Raw genomic sequence first — 15654 nt, forward strand, 5'->3', positions numbered from 1 at the left:
CTCGCGGCCCGGTTTCGGGCCGCAGAACTGCCCGCTATAAGGATTTCCCCATGCGTATTCTCGTGGTCAACGTCAACACCACCGAGTCCATCACCGAGGCCATCGCCCGTTCAGCGCAGACTGTTGCGTCACCCGGTACCGAAATCGTCGGTTTGACGCCGTACTTCGGTGCCGACTCGATTGAAGGCAACTTCGAAAGCTATCTGGCGGCCATCGCGGTGATGGATCGGGTGATGGCCTACGATCAACCGTTCGACGCGGTGATTCAGGCCGGTTACGGCGAACATGGTCGTGAAGGTTTGCAGGAATTGCTCAACGTGCCGGTGGTGGACATCACCGATGCTGCAGCGAGTACGGCGATGTTTTTGGGGCATGCGTATTCGGTGGTGACCACGCTGGATCGCACCGTGCCGCTGATTGAGGATCGGTTGAAACTGTCCGGTCTGTGGGACCGCTGCGCTTCGGTACGGGCCAGTGGTTTGGCGGTGCTGGAACTGGAACACGAGCCGCAGCGTGCCTTGGAAGCCATCGTGCATCAGGCAGAACTGGCGGTGACGCAGGACAAAGCCGAGGTGATCTGCCTGGGTTGCGGCGGCATGGCCGGGCTGGATGAGCAGATTCGTCGGCGTACCGGGGTGCCAGTGGTGGATGGAGTGACGGCGGCGGTGACGATTGCGGAATCGCTGGTTCGACTGAAGTTATCAACCTCGAAAGTGCGGACTTACGCGACACCGCGACCGAAGACCATCATTGGCTGGCCGGGGCGGTTTGCCCGCTGAGGTCATCAGCGAAAAACCGAGTCGACCCATTCGCGAGCAGGTTCGCTCCCACAGGGGAAACGCATTCCAAATGTGGGAGCGAGCCTGCTCGCGAAGGCCACAACTCGATCTGATGCCTTACTCAAATCGCACTGAACCGTCGCGCCAACCCCTGCTCCGCAAACTGCTCAATCACAAAATCCACAAACGCCCGAGTCTTGCCAGGCAACAATTTATGTTCGGCGTAATAGATCGAGATATTGCCATCATCAACAAACCAGTCCGGCAACACCCGCTGCAATGTCCCGGCCTGCAGATAGCCCACCGCAAAAGGCATACTCACCAGCGCGATTCCCAAGCCTTGTGCTGCTGTCCTGCAAGCCGCCTCGGAATCACTCATGGTCATTCGCGCCTTGAGCATCAACGGCTGACAGTTCTGTGGATTACGTCCGGTCAATTGCCAGGAACGCACGCGTCCGGTTTGCGGCGAGCGGATCAGAATGCCGTCGTGATGGCTGAGGTCGTCTGGATCGATGATCTTGGGGTTGGCCTGTAGATAATCTTTGGATGCCACCAATATACGGTGCGCCGGGCTCAACTTGCGTGCGATCACCCCTTGCGGCAGTTCAAAACCACCACCAATGGCCGCATCAAAGCCCTGCCCGATCAGATCAACCTGTCGATTATCGAAATGCCAGTCCGGATTGATCGCGGGATATCGTCGTAGAAACTCACCGAGCATCGGCACGATATGCAGACAGCCAAATGCTGCGCCCATGCTGACTTTCAGCGTTCCCGCCGGCAGGCCTTCGACACTGGACAGATTGGCCACGGCATTTTGAATCGTCGTCAAACTGCCACTGACCTGATCCAGGAAAAGTTGCCCGGCCTCGGTCAGCGTCAGGCTGCGTGTACTACGCTGGAACAGCCGCACGCCGAGCCGCACTTCGAGTTTGGCCACACTTTTGCCGACGGCTGCCGGGGTCAGGCTCAAGCGTCGCGCGGCCTCGGCAAAGCTGCCGACTTCGGCGCTGCGCACGAAGCATTCAATGCTGCTGAAGGTTTCCATGATTGCCACTATAAACTTCTGGTTTACACAGACTATAGCAATCATGGTCTACACAGTTGTCGATACCACGCCGATACTCGGCACCAATACCAAGGCATTCCTGCCTTGACCACTCTGGAGATCGAACATGACCACTCAACACCTCAGCGGTAAAGTTGCTCTGATTCAAGGCGGTTCCCGTGGTATCGGCGCAGCCATCGTCAAACGCCTGGCCGCTGAAGGCGCTGCAGTAGCCTTCACCTACGTCAGCTCCACCGCCAAAGCCGAAGAATTGCAGAACAGCATCACCGCCAACGGCGGCAAAGCCTTGGCGATCAAGGCTGACAGCGCTGATGCCGCCGCCATTCGCCACGCCGTCAGCGCCACCGTCGAAGCCTTTGGCCGCGTCGATATTCTGGTCAACAACGCTGGCGTGCTGGCCGTCGCACCACTGGAAGATTTCAAACTCGAAGACTTCGACCAGACCGTGGCGATCAACATCCGCAGCGTCTTCATCGCCTCGCAGGAAGCCGCCAAGCACATGGGCGAAGGCGCGCGCATCATCAACATCGGCAGCACCAACGCCGACCGCATGCCCTTTGCCGGCGGCGGTGTGTATGCGATGAGCAAATCAGCGCTGGTCGGCCTGACCAAAGGCCTGGCCCGCGACCTCGGCCCACGCGGTATCACCGTCAACAACGTGCAACCCGGCCCGGTCGACACCGACATGAACCCGGCGCACGGTGACTTTGCCGAAAGCCTGATCCCGTTGATGGCAGTGGGTCGTTACGGCAAAGCCGAAGAAATCGCCAGTTTCGTCGCCTACCTGGCAGGCCCGGAAGCCGGTTACATCACCGGTGCCAGCCTGACCATCGACGGTGGTTTCGGCGCCTGATTTTTCCGGGTCGCCTGAACGAAAAACGCCGCCCCTCTTGTTACAGAGGGGCGGCGTTTTTTGTGTCAGATGCTTACGCCCATTCCAGCGCCGGCAAGCCGCAAGCACTCGGAGTAAACGCTTTCAGTGTGCGCAGAATCCCGTCGGCGTGTGCGTACTTTTCATCGGCCATGGCAGCATCGGGGATCGCAATCGCGGTCATGCCTGCGGCTTTCGCAGCGGTCACGCCAAACGGCGAATCCTCGAACACCAGACAATCTTCAGGCGCGACACCCAAACGACGGGCAGCGGTCAGGAAGATATCCGGCGCCGGTTTGGCCGCGCCGACTTCCGGGTCGTCTGCCGTGACGATGAAGTCGAACAACGCAAACCAGTCACGGTGCAGCGTGGTTTTCTGGCCGAACGATTGACGCGAGGAACTGGTGCCAACAGCAATCGGGATGTTGTGCGCCTTGAGATGGCGAATCAATTCCTCTGCGCCCGGCATCGCTTGTGCGGTGGGAAAACGTTCGCGCATCAGCGGCTCGCGAATCACCAGAAACTCTTCGGCGGTGATCGGCAGATCCAGTGCCTGCACCACGTAGTTCGCCAGATCGTTGGCCCCGCGACCAATGATGTTCTGCTTGATGCTCCAGTCGAAGGTGCGCCCGTAGCGCCCGGCAATCAACGAGGTGACTTCGGTGTAAATGCCCTCGGTGTCCAGCAGCAAACCGTCCATATCGAAAATCACGGCCTTGATCGGGCCGAACGCCTTCAGCGGTGCATTCATCATCGGATCCGTTAACAAAGACATCCCGGGCGGCACAGTTGGCGCCACTACGCGGATCTGATTAAAGGGTTCAGCAGCATAACGAGCGCGACGGACATTGAGCAACGGCAATGTCCATCGCAGCGATGAACGACTCGCAACAATTCAGCGAAACATCCTACAGGTATTGCCTACTCGCCCGACTTCTTTCCTGATTGATCCCCCGCAAAGTCCCCGCACCTTTTTGATGTGCGCGAGAGACTGCGAATGCTTCCAACCGATCGGCTGCTGGCCCTGAACAACAGCATCGGCCTGCTCGTTGTTGCTGCTTTGAACCCGGACGAGCCGGACTTCGAACACCTGATCCGCGAATTCCGCCTGTGCCTGAACCACTACGACGCCTGGGCCGAGCAGTTCTGGACAGGCACCGCGCTGGAGGTCGAGCAGGTGTTCACTGTCGGCAACGACGTGCGCCTCAGCGCGCCGATCAAGTCGCGCCAACCGCTCAGTTCATCGGTGGTCATGTGCCCGGCCAGCGGGACGTTGACGCTGGTGCACATATTCGACGCCGCGCGGTTTGTGCCGATTGGCAACACCCCGGTAACCCTCGAACCGGTGCTTGCCGATGTCGGCGGCGTGCTGACTTTCGGCGAAGCGCTGCATTACACCATCGGCCCCAGCGGCATTCTGCAGGTGACCAACTGCGATCGGGGCCAGCGTTATCGCATCACCTTCTTTCCCGATGTGTCCACGGACCATGTGCGTGCGCTGTATGCCTCTTATGAAGGTGTCATTGCAGGCCTGGAAGGCTGGCTGCGCGCTGAGTGGGCAGGGTTTCAGCCCCAGTGGACGGAGTTCTCCAGCGCCGGATTTCTTGACCGTTACGGCCAGTTGCAGCAGGCCGACTGGCGCGGGTTCGAGAAAGCCCTGAATGGCGTTTGGGACGACATCAAACAGGTATTCGGCCTGCTCGCCGACCTGCAGGCCAACAGTGAAAAACTGCTGGAGTACCTCAGTGAGGCCGAGCTTGAGGCGTTGTTGAATGCCTCCAGCGACGCCATTGCCAATGGTCTGCTGATCCTCAGTGACGAGCCTTTGCTGTTCATTCATCTGGCCGCGTTCACCAGTTGGCTGAAGATGCTGCCGCCGCAGTATGTAGCTGAAGTGGTAGCCGAGGTGCGGGTCGAACTGCTGATCAGTTTTCTGCTGATGGGGTTGTCGGGTGGCGTCGGCGTGCCGGTGCGCTTGAGCAGCAAGGTGCTGGCGAAGGTCAAGTCGCCACGGGCGCGGGAATGGCTGGCGGCCTCGGCGTTGCGCTTGGCCGAACTGACGTCCTCGGCGGATTTGACGCGGCATGCCAGCGTTTTGAAGCCGCTGATGCTCAATGTGCGTGACGTTGAGTTGAAACCGACACCGTCGATACCGCTGAACATTCGTCAGGCCGATTCTGTGGTGTTGACGGTGCCGAATCCGGCGCCTGTTGTGCGGGACAAGTCTGGCGGTTCGAGCCGGATCGAGCGACATGAGCCGCATGACGACTCGCCGGATCAGGCGAAAAATCCCAACGGTGACAGCGCTGATTGTGTGCCCCACACCTGCACCAACGGTTGCCCGGTGTCGATGGTCACCGGTGAAGAACTGCTGACCCTGACTGATGCCGTGCTCGATGGCGTGTTGCCGTTTGAATTCACGCGGTTGTATCGCAGCAGTGCCGCCGAAATCGATGTTGGGTTGGGGTTTGGCTGGAGCCATTCGCTGGCGCATCGACTGGCGTTTGAGGGCGACTCTGTGGTCTGGGTCGACCACGAAAACCGGTGTACTCGTTTTCCGTTGCCGAGCGTTGAACGACCGGCGATTCACAACAGCCTATCGCGGGCGGCGATTTTTCTGGGCGATGAGCCGGAAGAGCTGATCCTCGCACTGGCCGGGGACGCGGCGCGGTTTTATCACTTTCGCGCGGGACGGCTGACGGCGATCAGCGATGCCTATGGCAATCGTCTGACGGTGCAGCGCGATCGCTCTGACCGGGTGCAGCGCCTGGACAACGGCGCCGGGCGTTCGCTGCTGTTGCGCTATGACCGCGCGCAGTTGGTTGGTGTGGATTACCAGGTGTTTCGCGACGGTGCCTGGAGCACCGAACAGGCGCTGGTCAGTTACCGCTACGACGCCTATCAGCACCTGATCGAAGCGAGCAACGCCGTCGGTGACAGCGAGCGTTACGACTACGACGACGCTCACGTGATTCTGCAGCGGCAACTGGCCGGTGGCGCGAGTTTTTTCTGGGAGTGGGAACGTTCGGGCAAGGCTTCTCGCTGTGTCAGGCATTGGGCCTCGTTTTCGCAGATGGACACGCGCTACGTCTGGAACGACGACGGCAGTGTCGCGGTGCATTACGTCGATGGCACCGAAGAAACGTACGTCCACGACGAGCGTGCGCGGCTGGTGCGTAAAGTCTCGGCGGATGGTGGCGAGCAGCTCAAGGCCTATGACTCATCGGGGCGGTTGATCGCCGAGCAGGATGCCTTGGGGGCGGTCACCGAATACCGCTACGACGAGGTCGGACGGCTGATCGCGCTGATTCCGCCGGACGAGGCGCCCACGTCCTACGAGTATCGCAACGGTTTCTTGCATCGGCGTTCGCGCGGCGAGGCGGTGTGGATCTACCGGCGCAATGCCGAGGGCGATGTCACCGAAGCGGTCGATCCTGATGGCCAGGTCACCCATTACTACTACGACACCCGGGGTCAGTTGCTGTCGATCCGCTACCCGGACAGCAGTCGCCATCGCTTGGTCTGGAACAACCTCGGCCAGTTGACCGAAGAGACCCTGCCCGACGGTGGCGTGCGGCGTTTTTCCTACGATGCACTGGGGCGGCGGACCACCACCGCCGACGAACACGGTGCGGTTACCCGTCAGCATTGGGACGCCGTTGGCCGACTGATTCAGACGACTTTTCCTACCGGTAGCACCCGCGCCTACAGCTACGGCGCCTACGGTCAGGTCACTGCCGAGCGCGATGAACTCGGGCGCATCACCCGTTATGAGTATGACGACGACCTGCACCTGGTTTCGCGGCGAATCAACCCCGACGGCACACGGGTGCAGTACCGCTACGACCATGCGCAACTGCTGCTCACCGAGATCGAAAACGAGTCCGGGGAAAAATACCGGCTCGATTACACGCCGACCGGGCTGATTCGCCAGGAAAGCGGTTTTGATGGCCGGCGCACGGCGTATGCCTATGACCTCAACGGCCATCTGCTGGAGAAAACCGAGTTCGGCGATGACGGCTCTTGTCTGCTCACCGCTTATGAGCGCGATGCCGCTGGCCGGCTGTTAGTCAAAACCCTGCCCGATGGGATCAAGGTCACCTACCAATACGATCGCCTCGGCCGACTGGTCAGCGTCGACGATGGCCAGAACCATCCGCTCGCCTTCGAGTACGACCGCCAGGACCGGCTGATCACCGAGCATCAGGGCTGGGGCACTCTGCGTTACCGCTACGACGCCTGCGGTCAGCTCAAGCGCCTACGTCTACCGGACAACAGCGTGCTCGATTACCGCCACGCCAAGGGCGGCGCGCTGACCGACATCGACCTCAACGGCACGCCGCTGACCCGTCACGTCTACCAGTCCGGACGCGAACGGCAACGCCAACAAGGTTTGCTGCTCAGCGAATATACCTACGACGATCAAGGACGATTACTCGCCCACGCCGTAGGCCATCAGCGCGATGCGTTGTACCGCCGCGATTATGCCTACAACGCCAACGGCAATCTCGCGCACATTGCCGACAGCCGCCACGGCCAGCGCACCTACGGCTACGACGCCCTCGACCGCCTCATTCGCGTACGCCACTCACGCGACGAACTGCCGGAATCCTTCGCCCACGACCCGGCCGGCAACCTGCTGATGCAGGACCGCCCCGGCCCGAGTCAAATCAAAGGCAACCGCCTGCTCATGCAGGGCGACCGCCATTACGACTACGACGCCTTCGGCAACCTGATCCGCGAACGCCGCGGCCGCGCGCAAACTCTCGTCACTGCATACCGCTACGACAGCCAGCACCGCCTGATAGGCCTGACCCGCCCCGACGGCCAGACCGCGACTTACGCCTACGACGCTTTCGGCCGACGCATCCGCAAAACCGTCGGCGACGCCACCACCGAATTCTTCTGGCAAGGCGACCACCTCGTCGCTGAAAGCAGCGAACACGAATACCGCAGCTACGTCTACGAACCCGGCACCTTCCGCCCGCTCGCGCTGCTCGACGGCAAAGGCCCGAAAAAGGCCTGCCCGTTCTACTACCAACTCGATCATCTCGGCACCCCGCAGGAACTCACCGACTACAGCGGCGACATCGTCTGGTCCGCGCAATACGACGCCTACGGCAAAGTCGCCACGCTGACCCTGGCCGGCGACGACTACCTGAATCAGCCGCTGCGCTTTCAGGGGCAGTATTTCGACGGGGAAAGCGGCCTGCATTACAACCGGCACCGGTACTACGACCCGCGGCTGGGACGGTATCTGACGCCGGATCCGATCAAGTTGGCCGGTGGGTTGAATCAGTACCAGTACGTGCCGAATCCGACGGGGTGGGTGGATCCGTTGGGGTTGACTTGCACTCCGTGTCCGGGAGCAATACAAGCTGATGGACCCTATAGTGAGATAGTTCCAGGAGGTGGTTTGAAGGCAAACGACTCTCGGGGAGGGCATGTTTATGAAAAACATGTCGAACGATCTGAGGCCCAGCTAAGACATAGGTTAAAAGCAGAGCCAAACATACCCATTGCCTCCACATTTCTCACTAGAACTGAAGCCGAATCCTCTATTTCAGCCGTGATCAAAAACAATCAAAACAAGATAGACAGTTTTCTCAAAGGTAAGGGAAAGAAACTTGTTATCAATGAACCTACAATTGCTCCGGCAGGCGTAGGTGTTGTTCGGCAGAGCGGGAAGCTGGAACCGCTATTCAGCATTAGGCTGATAATCCAACGTGAGGCAAAAGCACCTCTCGGCTATTTCATTTTGACAGGATTCGTAAATGACAAATGATGATCACCCCCAGCTCTTTCAATTCCTCGGCGCATATTTCCATGAAGACTGGATGTGTGAGTCAGCACGGGCAGACGACATTATCAAGTCGTTCATAGCAGACTCCGAGGAAGTAACATTGCTCGATGTCGCAAAAGAAATTGAAACCCTATTGGCGCTAAATCTTACAGAAACTGACTTACGGAGTTTTTTACTCAAAGAAATAGGATGTTGTTACTGCTACTGGCATGAATGGCCGAATGGGATCGAATGGCTAGATCACGTTAAGCTTTTACTAAAAAAACGGAGGTAAACGATCGATCATTGATTTTTAAAAAACATCATCCAGTCGAAGGAAACTACCAAATCACCACTTACTTCCAATAGGGCCTGAAAACAGGCCCTGTAGTGTGAAAACCATCTACAAACATGCTCAATGGCTTCACGCACTCTCACTCAACATCAAAATTACTATTGGTCTTGAAAAAAGACCCTGCGCTACCTTTGGGATATTTTTTACTAACGGGATTTCCAGAGCTATGAAAAGTGACTTTCCAGAGGCTCATGATTTTTTGGCGCCTACTTTCATCAAGACTGGCTGGTGGAGCACGACACATCTGATCAAGTGATTGACGATTTTTTGAGAAACTCCGACAAGGAAGTATTACTATTAGTCCGTAACGAGTTGCAAACCTTACTCAGCCGAAGGCTAAACGAAATGGACCTACGGGCGTTTCTGTTAAAGGAACTGCATTGCTACTACTGTTACTGGAACGAATGGGCATCTGGCGAAGTATGGCTACATCACATCGAAAGGAAGTTAAACGAAAGTATGGCTGACTAGCATGCACACCTATAAGGGCCTGAAATTACAGGCCCAGTAGATTCAGGTTCAGATAACTAGGTTCGGTTTGAAGACAAGCGTTCACTGCTCATCCTCATCCTCTTCATACTCCATATCCGCCTCATCCGAATCATTCAACGGCACCGTGGCATCATCCATCAACGACCCCGGATCCTCATTCCCCGGGTCATTGATAAACGGCAGTCCACTCGAACCTTTCTCTTCCTTGCCTTCAGTTTCGGGAGTCATGGCAAACCTCATCATCTCATGGCGTGTATGACGTTCGAAAAGCCCTACGGCCAATCGTTCCGGTGTCTGACGAGCAAATACAAAAAACCCGGCAAAAAGCCGGGTTTCTGTTCAAACCTCCATCAATGATGGCGGTTTTTATGTTTGTTCTTGTGTTTATGACCGCCGCCCGAATGAGAGCCACCATCGTCACCGAGGTTATTACCGACCGCACCACCCGCCGCGCCGCCCAACCCTGCGCCAATGGTCGAACCCGTTGAGCCGCCGAGGCTGTTGCCGACGACCGAGCCACCCGCCGCGCCGAGACCACCACCAATGGCAGCTTCGGTGCGATTACGCTTATTCGCCCCGACGGCACTGCCGGCCGCGCCGCCAACACCCGCACCTACCGCCGCGCCAGTACTGCCACCGAGTTGTCCACCGACCACATTGCCGAGCGCGCCGCCCAGGCCGCCACCCACAGCGGCGGTGCCATCACCAGCGGCCATCGCCCCTTGTGCTACCAGCAAACCGAAAAACAGTGCAGATAATGACAAGCGCATATGAACCTCACAGTTCCCGAAGCGGGACAGTCCGCCCAGACATGGGCCTATGTGAGATTGGAGACGCAAACGGGAAAAACGTTCAGCCATGAAAAAGCCCGACATCAAGCCTAATGCTGTTCACTTAAGCGGAGCAGCCTTACGGTCCACCGGAAACCGGGTTTTTGAGCTCTTCACCGTCCTTGGCCTCGAAGGCCTTGGGCGGTGATCCAGAAACAACCCGCCAACGCCTTTTCTAAGTTCCGCCAACCGTCTACCCGTCGCTGAAACAGGATTGGCCGCAGCCATCACGATCAACTGCACGGCGATGTACTGGCAAACCGGCTTGAAACGGACGTCCGACGGCGCTCGACCAAACGCCACTGCTGCCTGACTTGCCTCCCGACGAATCACGTTGTAAGCCAGCAACAACCCCCATACTTCCTGGTAGATCAGATCGACCTTTTTGCTGCGCAAGGTCATTGCGTTTTGCTGCATTGAGCTTTTGATATCCCTGAAGCCCAATTCGATTTCCCAGCGCTCCTGATAAAGCTTGGCAACAGACTTGGTGCTGTAGATCTTGGCCGGCAACGACGTCATGACTGTTTTTACTTTGCCTTGAATTTCATAACTGACTTCACGCGCCTCCCAGTGTGTGGGAAGAGTCGGATTTCGCTTTCTGGCTTGCGGCGACACTTTCATACGCACCAAACGGTCGTGCTGGTTGTAACGGGCTATCTCCTCGCAAACCAATCCCTTTTTTGCCGGAATCAGTCAGTGGCGCTGGTTGCCGTCGCCGCTCAGGCTGAGCATGAGATCGGCGCTCCAGAATCCCTTATCGAACAGCGTCACGGAGTGGTCGGGGATCTGCTGCAAAAACTCATCGGCCAGACGCATTTCGCTGCGTCGGTAAGGGCTAAGCTGTGCATCCAGGATCAGGTGTGAACGCACATTCATCAGCGCCACCAGGCGCAGCATGGGAAAGGGAGTCTGGCGGTCGGTCGAGGTGTTTCCAGAACCGAAATGGTCTCGCAACTCCGGCGTATCCGGCGTGCGCAGAAGCGCACCATCGACTGCAAATACTTGCAGATCCTGCCAGGCATCATCGGGATAGCGCTGCGCGCCCCATTGAGTACCCGTTTTGCGAAACAACCACTCAACCGGGTCGGCCCCCAGCCGCTTGCGGGCCTCGGTCACACCGCTACGGGCCAACAGATGGTCAGAAGCCAGACCTTGGGCGCAGATGTTCAAACGTCGGGCGACCTCATGAACGGGCTCGTCGCGAAACAATGCCATGCCGAGCACCAGCCAGAGCACTTGGTCGGCAGGCAAGCGACGCCGCCGCCGGATAGTGGCCTGGCTAGACAGATCCAGCGCAGACGCAACCCACTCGATGGGAATATTTTGAGTGAAAGTACTCAAGTCACAGAAGTTGAAAAGGTCGCCGAGGTCGAGCAAGTCCTGTTGAACAGACATAAAAAAATCCGATGCCAGAGATCTGACATCGGATTTTCGAAGAAGCCCGGCGAGGATTCAAATGCTTAAGTGAACAGCATTAGACATCAAGCCGGGCTTTTTCGGACAAACAATCAGTCTCAGTGACGCTTGTGACCTTTGGACAAGTTGCTGCCCACCGCGCCGCCAGCTGCGCCGCCCAGGCCTGCACCAATCGTGGCGCCGGTTCTGCCGCCCAGGCTGTTGCCGATCACCGAACCACCGGCTGCACCAACACCGCCGCCAATGGCCGCTTTGGTCCGGCTACCCTTGCGTGCCGCCATTGCGCTGCCCGCCGCGCCTGCTACGCCAGCACCGATTGCCGCGCCAGTGCTGCCGCCCATTTTCTGGCCGACGACATTACCCAGCGCGCCACCCAGACCACCGCCCAGCGCCGCAGTACCATCGCCAGCAGCCATTGCACCTTGAGCAACCAGAAGCCCGAGAACCAGAGCAGGCAGTGTTAAACGCATGACGAAAACCTCAAAAATTGGGATGACAAAAAGGGCCGGGATTTAATGCCGTCGCTGCGCAAAAGTCCAGCCGAAATCAGAGGCTTCGCGTACTCGGCGCCGATTGGACAGCGATTCTGCAAAAGGTTTTATGACAGGCAAAAAAAAGCCCGCTGGGGAGACGGGCTGGAGACTTGCTTTCTAACGGATGGCTTCACCCTACCGCGGTAGACGTGAAAAGTTTGTGAAAGCCCACTGCATTTGCCGCCGAACTGAGTAGGACATGTCTCTCACTCAATCAGCCATAAAAAACCCCGTTCAATGACGGGGTTATGCAGTGACAGATTATTTTCTGGATCGCGCGCTGACCTTGGGTAGAAATTTTGCCTTCGGTCCTTTCGGTGCTGTGGATTTGATCTTGCCGGTCTGCACCCGGTCCTCGCCAAAGCCTGACTGGTACTCGGTCTGACCGCACCGTACACAGTTATTGAAGGAAAATTCAGCGCCATCGTCTTCGATATACGGATCAGTCATACCATCGCCCCTTCGCCACCGGTCGACACCGGCAAAAACCCATTCGCCTGAAAAAATATCGACCTCCAACGTTTTTGAGACTAGCTGGTCATTCCTGGACTTGTTATTCAGATCTCCTGATGCCCGACGAATGGCCTACAAAAACTCAACGCGATGTAGTGCCATTGGTCCTACACCGCTAAAGAATTGCAGAGACAGGCCGTTGCCCTTTTTCATACAAATGAATCTCAAGGAGAGAACATGCAAATCAACGGATTCCCGAATATGCCTGTCGTAAAACTCACGGACGAACAGATCGCAGCCGGCAAGGCTGGCGCTGAAAAACTCAAGGAAAAGATCGCTTCCGGTGAAATCACCATCAAGTATCCAGATCCGGATACACCGGTTCTGCAACCAGGGGTCATTTACCATCCCAGCAAGCCAGTCGAACCCATCCCGCCTTCTGATACACCCCCTCTGGTCGCCATTGATACACCACTGACCTATGACGAAAGAGGCACCGTGCTCCTCAAGCCACAAGGCTGATTACACAGAAAGACTGAGCCCGTTCAATCTCTGAATGGGCTCACACACCGCCCAACAAACTCAGCGCAACTTCACCGCTGTACCCGTCGCAAACACCACAACCATCCCGCCCTTGCCGCCGGGCATGCTGATTTCGAAATCCACTCCGACCACCGCATCAGCTTGCAGAGCACGCGCGCGCTCCCTGATCTCTTCAGTCGCCTGAATACGCGCCTCCTTCAACGCCCGCTCCAGCGTCTGCGAACGCCCGCCGAAAAAGTCGCGCATACCGGCAAACATGTCACGGATCACATTGACGCCCTGCACCGACTCGGCGCTGACGATGTCCAGGTATGCGGTGATCTGCCGACCTTCAATTGCGTGCGTGGTGGAAATAATCATGGAATGTCGTGCCTATATGGATGAATAAATCCGCGATTGTAATAGCTCAAAGCGGAATTCAAGCCGCAGCCAATAAAATCCAGACGCCAGAAACCACAAAACCCCTGACTTCTTTCGAAATCAGGGGTTTTGTGTACTGAATATGGCGGTGAAGGAGAGATTCGAACTCTCGATACAGTTTCCTGTATACACACTTTCCAGGCGTGCTCCTTAAGCCACTCGGACACTTCACCGTATCTCTTCAAACATGTTCTGTCTGTCGAGGCGCGCTAATGTAGTCGAAAGCTTTTGCGATGGCAAACTTTTTTTCAGAATTTTCATGCGGTTAAGAGAAAAAACCATTTTGCCCACCGACGGGCCATGGCAAACCGGCCAATCTTCGGTGGGCGCGGCCCTTCTATATAGAAGCGCAATGCCTCGTTACGCTGGGTGGGCCGGGAAACGGTGACTGGCGAGTCAGTCACGGCGCTTTACCTGGCCTGCGACGGTGGGTAACGTTTGCCGATCTTTCTTACAAGGAATAGCGTCATGAGTGAGTTGATTTCCTACCACCTCGAAGACGGTATCGCGACCCTGACCTTGAGCAACGGCAAGGTCAATGCCATTTCTCCGGACGTGATTGTGGCATTCAACGCGGCGCTGGATCAGGCGGTAACGGATCGTGCCATCGTGATCATCACCGGTCAGCCAGGGATTTTGTCCGGCGGCTATGACCTGAAGGTGATGACAGCCGGCCCTAAAGAAGCGGTAGCGTTGGTGACTGCCGGTTCGACGCTGGCCCGTCGTCTGCTCTCTCACCCGTTCCCGGTGATCGTAGCTTGCCCGGGTCATGCCGTGGCCAAGGGCGCGTTTATTCTGTTGTCTGCCGATTACCGCATCGGTGTTGATGGCCCGTTCAGCATCGGCCTGAACGAAGTGCAGATCGGTATGACCATGCACCACGCTGGTATCGAGTTGGCGCGTGACCGTCTGCGTCGCTCGGCATTTCACCGCTCGGTAATCAACGGCGAGATGTTCGATCCGAAAAGCGCCGTGGATGCCGGTTTTCTCGACAAGGTGGTTTCCGCCGAGGAGCTGCAAGGCGCCGCCCTCGCCGCTGCGCGCCAACTGAAGAAGATCAACATGCTCGCGCACAAGAACACCAAGTTGAAAGTCCGTAAGGCACTGCTGGAAGCGCTGGATAGCGCGATCATCCAGGATCAGGAGCATCTGGGTTAAGCCTGGATTCAAGAACGGAACGAAAAGCCCGACCGTCGTGTCGGGCTTTTACTTGCACATATGGTTTAAAAGTCTGCAACAGCTCTAGGACAGGTCTGATCATCAATTCGGAAACATGCGCTTAAACATCGGCTATCTCCGGACTCTATAGTGGCAATTGCCGAAAACAGTGCACATCCGTACACTGCGCCACCTTTTGTCCCGGTGGGGCCTGAAAATGCTGTTCGTGTTTCGTATGTTATTGATGAGCCTGCACTTTATTCTGGCCGGCGTGCTCGGGGTGATTCTCGGGATCTGCCGCCCGTTCAATCCTGACAACAGCCGTCTGTGCGCCCGCCTCTATGCGCTACCAGCGATGTGTATTTTGCGTTTACGAGTGAAATCCGATGTCAGCGGTTTGCTGAACAAACCCGATAGCTGCGTGATCATCGCCAACCATCAGTCCAACTATGACCTGTTCGTTTTCGGCAACGTCGTGCCGCGCCGTACCGTGTGCATCGGCAAGAAGAGCCTCAAGTGGGTGCCACTGTTCGGACAACTGTTCTGGCTGGCGGGCAATGTGTTGATCGATCGTGGCAATGCGCACAAAGCACGTCAGTCGATGCTGACCACCACCAATACCTTGCAGAACGAAGACACCTCGATCTGGGTGTTTCCGGAAGGCACGCGCAATCTCGGCGAAGAATTGCTGCCCTTCAAGAAAGGCGCGTTCCAGATGGCGATTGCCGCCGGTGTACCGATCGTTCCGGTTTGCGTGAGCAGTTACATCAAGCACATGCGTCTGAATCGCTGGCGCAGCGGGAAAATTCTCATACGCTCGCTGCCGGCGATTCCTACAGCCGGATTGACCATGGATGACATGCCCATGCTCATCAATCAGTGCCGCGAACAGATGCGCGAGTGCATTGAGTCGATGGATCGGCAACTGCAAGCCGCCTGAAAAGACAACCCGC

General features: G+C 57.3%; 15 protein-coding genes, 1 tRNA gene and 1 pseudogene. 8 read left to right on the forward strand and 9 right to left on the reverse strand.

The window, feature by feature from the left end; translation table 11 throughout:
• The first annotated feature begins 50 nt into the window (after positions 1–50).
• Positions 51–779 carry an aspartate/glutamate racemase family protein gene (locus ACI514_RS16270; protein WP_405122029.1) on the forward strand — a complete coding sequence of 243 codons (729 nt, stop codon included), beginning with the start codon at positions 51–53 and terminating at the stop codon, positions 777–779.
• 121 nt (positions 780–900) lie between these two features.
• Here the strand turns inward: ACI514_RS16270 and ACI514_RS16275 are convergent, their stop codons facing one another.
• Positions 901–1827, reverse strand: a complete 927-nt coding sequence (locus ACI514_RS16275) for a LysR family transcriptional regulator (RefSeq protein WP_405122030.1) — start codon at positions 1825–1827, stop codon at positions 901–903.
• Between the two features lie 127 nt (positions 1828–1954).
• On the opposite strand from ACI514_RS16275, the gene ACI514_RS16280 reads away from it, so the two are divergent.
• A complete protein-coding gene (locus ACI514_RS16280; protein WP_053116857.1) occupies positions 1955–2701 on the forward strand; it encodes a 3-oxoacyl-ACP reductase family protein in 747 nt (248 codons plus the stop codon).
• Positions 2702–2774: 73 nt separating this feature from the next.
• Here the strand turns inward: ACI514_RS16280 and ACI514_RS16285 are convergent, their stop codons facing one another.
• Entirely contained in the window at positions 2775–3470 is a 696-nt protein-coding gene (locus ACI514_RS16285; protein WP_034152892.1) for an HAD-IA family hydrolase, read from the reverse strand.
• Positions 3471–3716: 246 nt separating this feature from the next.
• Between ACI514_RS16285 and ACI514_RS16290 the strand changes: the two genes are divergently transcribed.
• From ACI514_RS16290 to ACI514_RS16300, 3 genes are all read left to right on the forward strand, one after another.
• Positions 3717–8504 (forward strand): RHS repeat-associated core domain-containing protein, encoded by a 4788-nt coding sequence (locus ACI514_RS16290; RefSeq protein ID WP_405122031.1) that lies wholly within the window; start codon positions 3717–3719, stop codon positions 8502–8504.
• Positions 8494–8796, forward strand: a complete 303-nt coding sequence (locus ACI514_RS16295; protein WP_160057029.1) for a contact-dependent growth inhibition system immunity protein — start codon at positions 8494–8496, stop codon at positions 8794–8796. Before ACI514_RS16290 ends, ACI514_RS16295 begins: the two co-directional genes overlap by 11 nt.
• Before the next feature lie 312 nt (positions 8797–9108).
• Complete coding sequence (locus ACI514_RS16300; RefSeq protein WP_238785296.1) at positions 9109–9327, forward strand: hypothetical protein; 219 nt, start codon at positions 9109–9111, stop codon at positions 9325–9327.
• An 81-nt stretch (positions 9328–9408) separates the two neighbouring features.
• Here the strand turns inward: ACI514_RS16300 and ACI514_RS16305 are convergent, their stop codons facing one another.
• The 5 genes and pseudogenes from ACI514_RS16305 to ACI514_RS16325 all read right to left on the reverse strand — a co-directional run bounded on the left by ACI514_RS16305 (position 9409) and on the right by ACI514_RS16325 (position 12577).
• Positions 9409–9576 carry a hypothetical protein gene (locus tag ACI514_RS16305; protein WP_007914082.1) on the reverse strand — a complete coding sequence of 56 codons (168 nt, stop codon included), beginning with the start codon at positions 9574–9576 and terminating at the stop codon, positions 9409–9411.
• A gap of 122 nt (positions 9577–9698) precedes the next feature.
• Entirely contained in the window at positions 9699–10118 is a 420-nt protein-coding gene (locus ACI514_RS16310) for a YMGG-like glycine zipper-containing protein (RefSeq protein WP_007914081.1), read from the reverse strand.
• A gap of 120 nt (positions 10119–10238) precedes the next feature.
• Positions 10239–11573, reverse strand: a pseudogene (locus ACI514_RS16315) (IS4 family transposase).
• Between the two features lie 119 nt (positions 11574–11692).
• On the reverse strand, positions 11693–12064 hold the full coding sequence (locus ACI514_RS16320) for a glycine zipper domain-containing protein (protein ID WP_016983669.1): 372 nt from the start codon (positions 12062–12064) through the stop codon (positions 11693–11695).
• Positions 12065–12388: 324 nt separating this feature from the next.
• A complete protein-coding gene (locus tag ACI514_RS16325) occupies positions 12389–12577 on the reverse strand; it encodes a hypothetical protein (protein ID WP_095050941.1) in 189 nt (62 codons plus the stop codon).
• 240 nt (positions 12578–12817) lie between these two features.
• Between ACI514_RS16325 and ACI514_RS16330 the strand changes: the two genes are divergently transcribed.
• The gene (locus tag ACI514_RS16330; protein WP_160057025.1) at positions 12818–13102 is read left to right on the forward strand and encodes a hypothetical protein; all 285 of its coding nucleotides are present in this window, start codon (positions 12818–12820) and stop codon (positions 13100–13102) included.
• A 60-nt stretch (positions 13103–13162) separates the two neighbouring features.
• On the opposite strand, the gene ACI514_RS16335 is transcribed toward ACI514_RS16330, so the two are convergent.
• Positions 13163–13483 carry a YbjQ family protein gene (locus tag ACI514_RS16335; protein ID WP_016985528.1) on the reverse strand — a complete coding sequence of 107 codons (321 nt, stop codon included), beginning with the start codon at positions 13481–13483 and terminating at the stop codon, positions 13163–13165.
• Between the two features lie 143 nt (positions 13484–13626).
• Positions 13627–13716, reverse strand: a tRNA-Ser gene (locus ACI514_RS16340).
• Positions 13717–14011: 295 nt separating this feature from the next.
• Between ACI514_RS16340 and ACI514_RS16345 the strand changes: the two genes are divergently transcribed.
• On the forward strand, positions 14012–14701 hold the full coding sequence (locus ACI514_RS16345) for a crotonase/enoyl-CoA hydratase family protein (RefSeq protein ID WP_405122032.1): 690 nt from the start codon (positions 14012–14014) through the stop codon (positions 14699–14701).
• 217 nt (positions 14702–14918) lie between these two features.
• The gene (locus ACI514_RS16350; protein ID WP_405122033.1) at positions 14919–15641 is read left to right on the forward strand and encodes a lysophospholipid acyltransferase family protein; all 723 of its coding nucleotides are present in this window, start codon (positions 14919–14921) and stop codon (positions 15639–15641) included.
• Positions 15642–15654 lie beyond the last annotated feature (13 nt).

This window comes from Pseudomonas sp. M20 (assembly GCF_045037865.1).
GTDB lineage: Bacteria > Pseudomonadota > Gammaproteobacteria > Pseudomonadales > Pseudomonadaceae > Aquipseudomonas.

Bases quoted from the DNA above. Each gene is read 5' to 3' on its own strand.
- ACI514_RS16325 (WP_095050941.1), bottom strand. From the start codon at position 12,577: ATGACTGATCCGTATATCGAAGACGATGGCGCTGAATTTTCCTTCAAT.
- ACI514_RS16335 (WP_016985528.1), bottom strand. From the start codon at position 13,483: ATGATTATTTCCACCACGCACGCAATTGAAGGTCGGCAGATCACCGCA.
- ACI514_RS16350 (WP_405122033.1), top strand. From the start codon at position 14,919: ATGCTGTTCGTGTTTCGTATGTTATTGATGAGCCTGCACTTTATTCTG.
- ACI514_RS16345 (WP_405122032.1), top strand. From the start codon at position 14,012: ATGAGTGAGTTGATTTCCTACCACCTCGAAGACGGTATCGCGACCCTG.
- ACI514_RS16330 (WP_160057025.1), top strand. From the start codon at position 12,818: ATGCAAATCAACGGATTCCCGAATATGCCTGTCGTAAAACTCACGGAC.
- ACI514_RS16290 (WP_405122031.1), top strand. From the start codon at position 3,717: ATGCTTCCAACCGATCGGCTGCTGGCCCTGAACAACAGCATCGGCCTG.
- ACI514_RS16305 (WP_007914082.1), bottom strand. From the start codon at position 9,576: ATGACTCCCGAAACTGAAGGCAAGGAAGAGAAAGGTTCGAGTGGACTG.
- ACI514_RS16280 (WP_053116857.1), top strand. From the start codon at position 1,955: ATGACCACTCAACACCTCAGCGGTAAAGTTGCTCTGATTCAAGGCGGT.
- ACI514_RS16270 (WP_405122029.1), top strand. From the start codon at position 51: ATGCGTATTCTCGTGGTCAACGTCAACACCACCGAGTCCATCACCGAG.
- ACI514_RS16295 (WP_160057029.1), top strand. From the start codon at position 8,494: ATGACAAATGATGATCACCCCCAGCTCTTTCAATTCCTCGGCGCATAT.
- ACI514_RS16310 (WP_007914081.1), bottom strand. From the start codon at position 10,118: ATGCGCTTGTCATTATCTGCACTGTTTTTCGGTTTGCTGGTAGCACAA.
- ACI514_RS16320 (WP_016983669.1), bottom strand. From the start codon at position 12,064: ATGCGTTTAACACTGCCTGCTCTGGTTCTCGGGCTTCTGGTTGCTCAA.
- ACI514_RS16285 (WP_034152892.1), bottom strand. From the start codon at position 3,470: ATGAATGCACCGCTGAAGGCGTTCGGCCCGATCAAGGCCGTGATTTTC.
- ACI514_RS16275 (WP_405122030.1), bottom strand. From the start codon at position 1,827: ATGGAAACCTTCAGCAGCATTGAATGCTTCGTGCGCAGCGCCGAAGTC.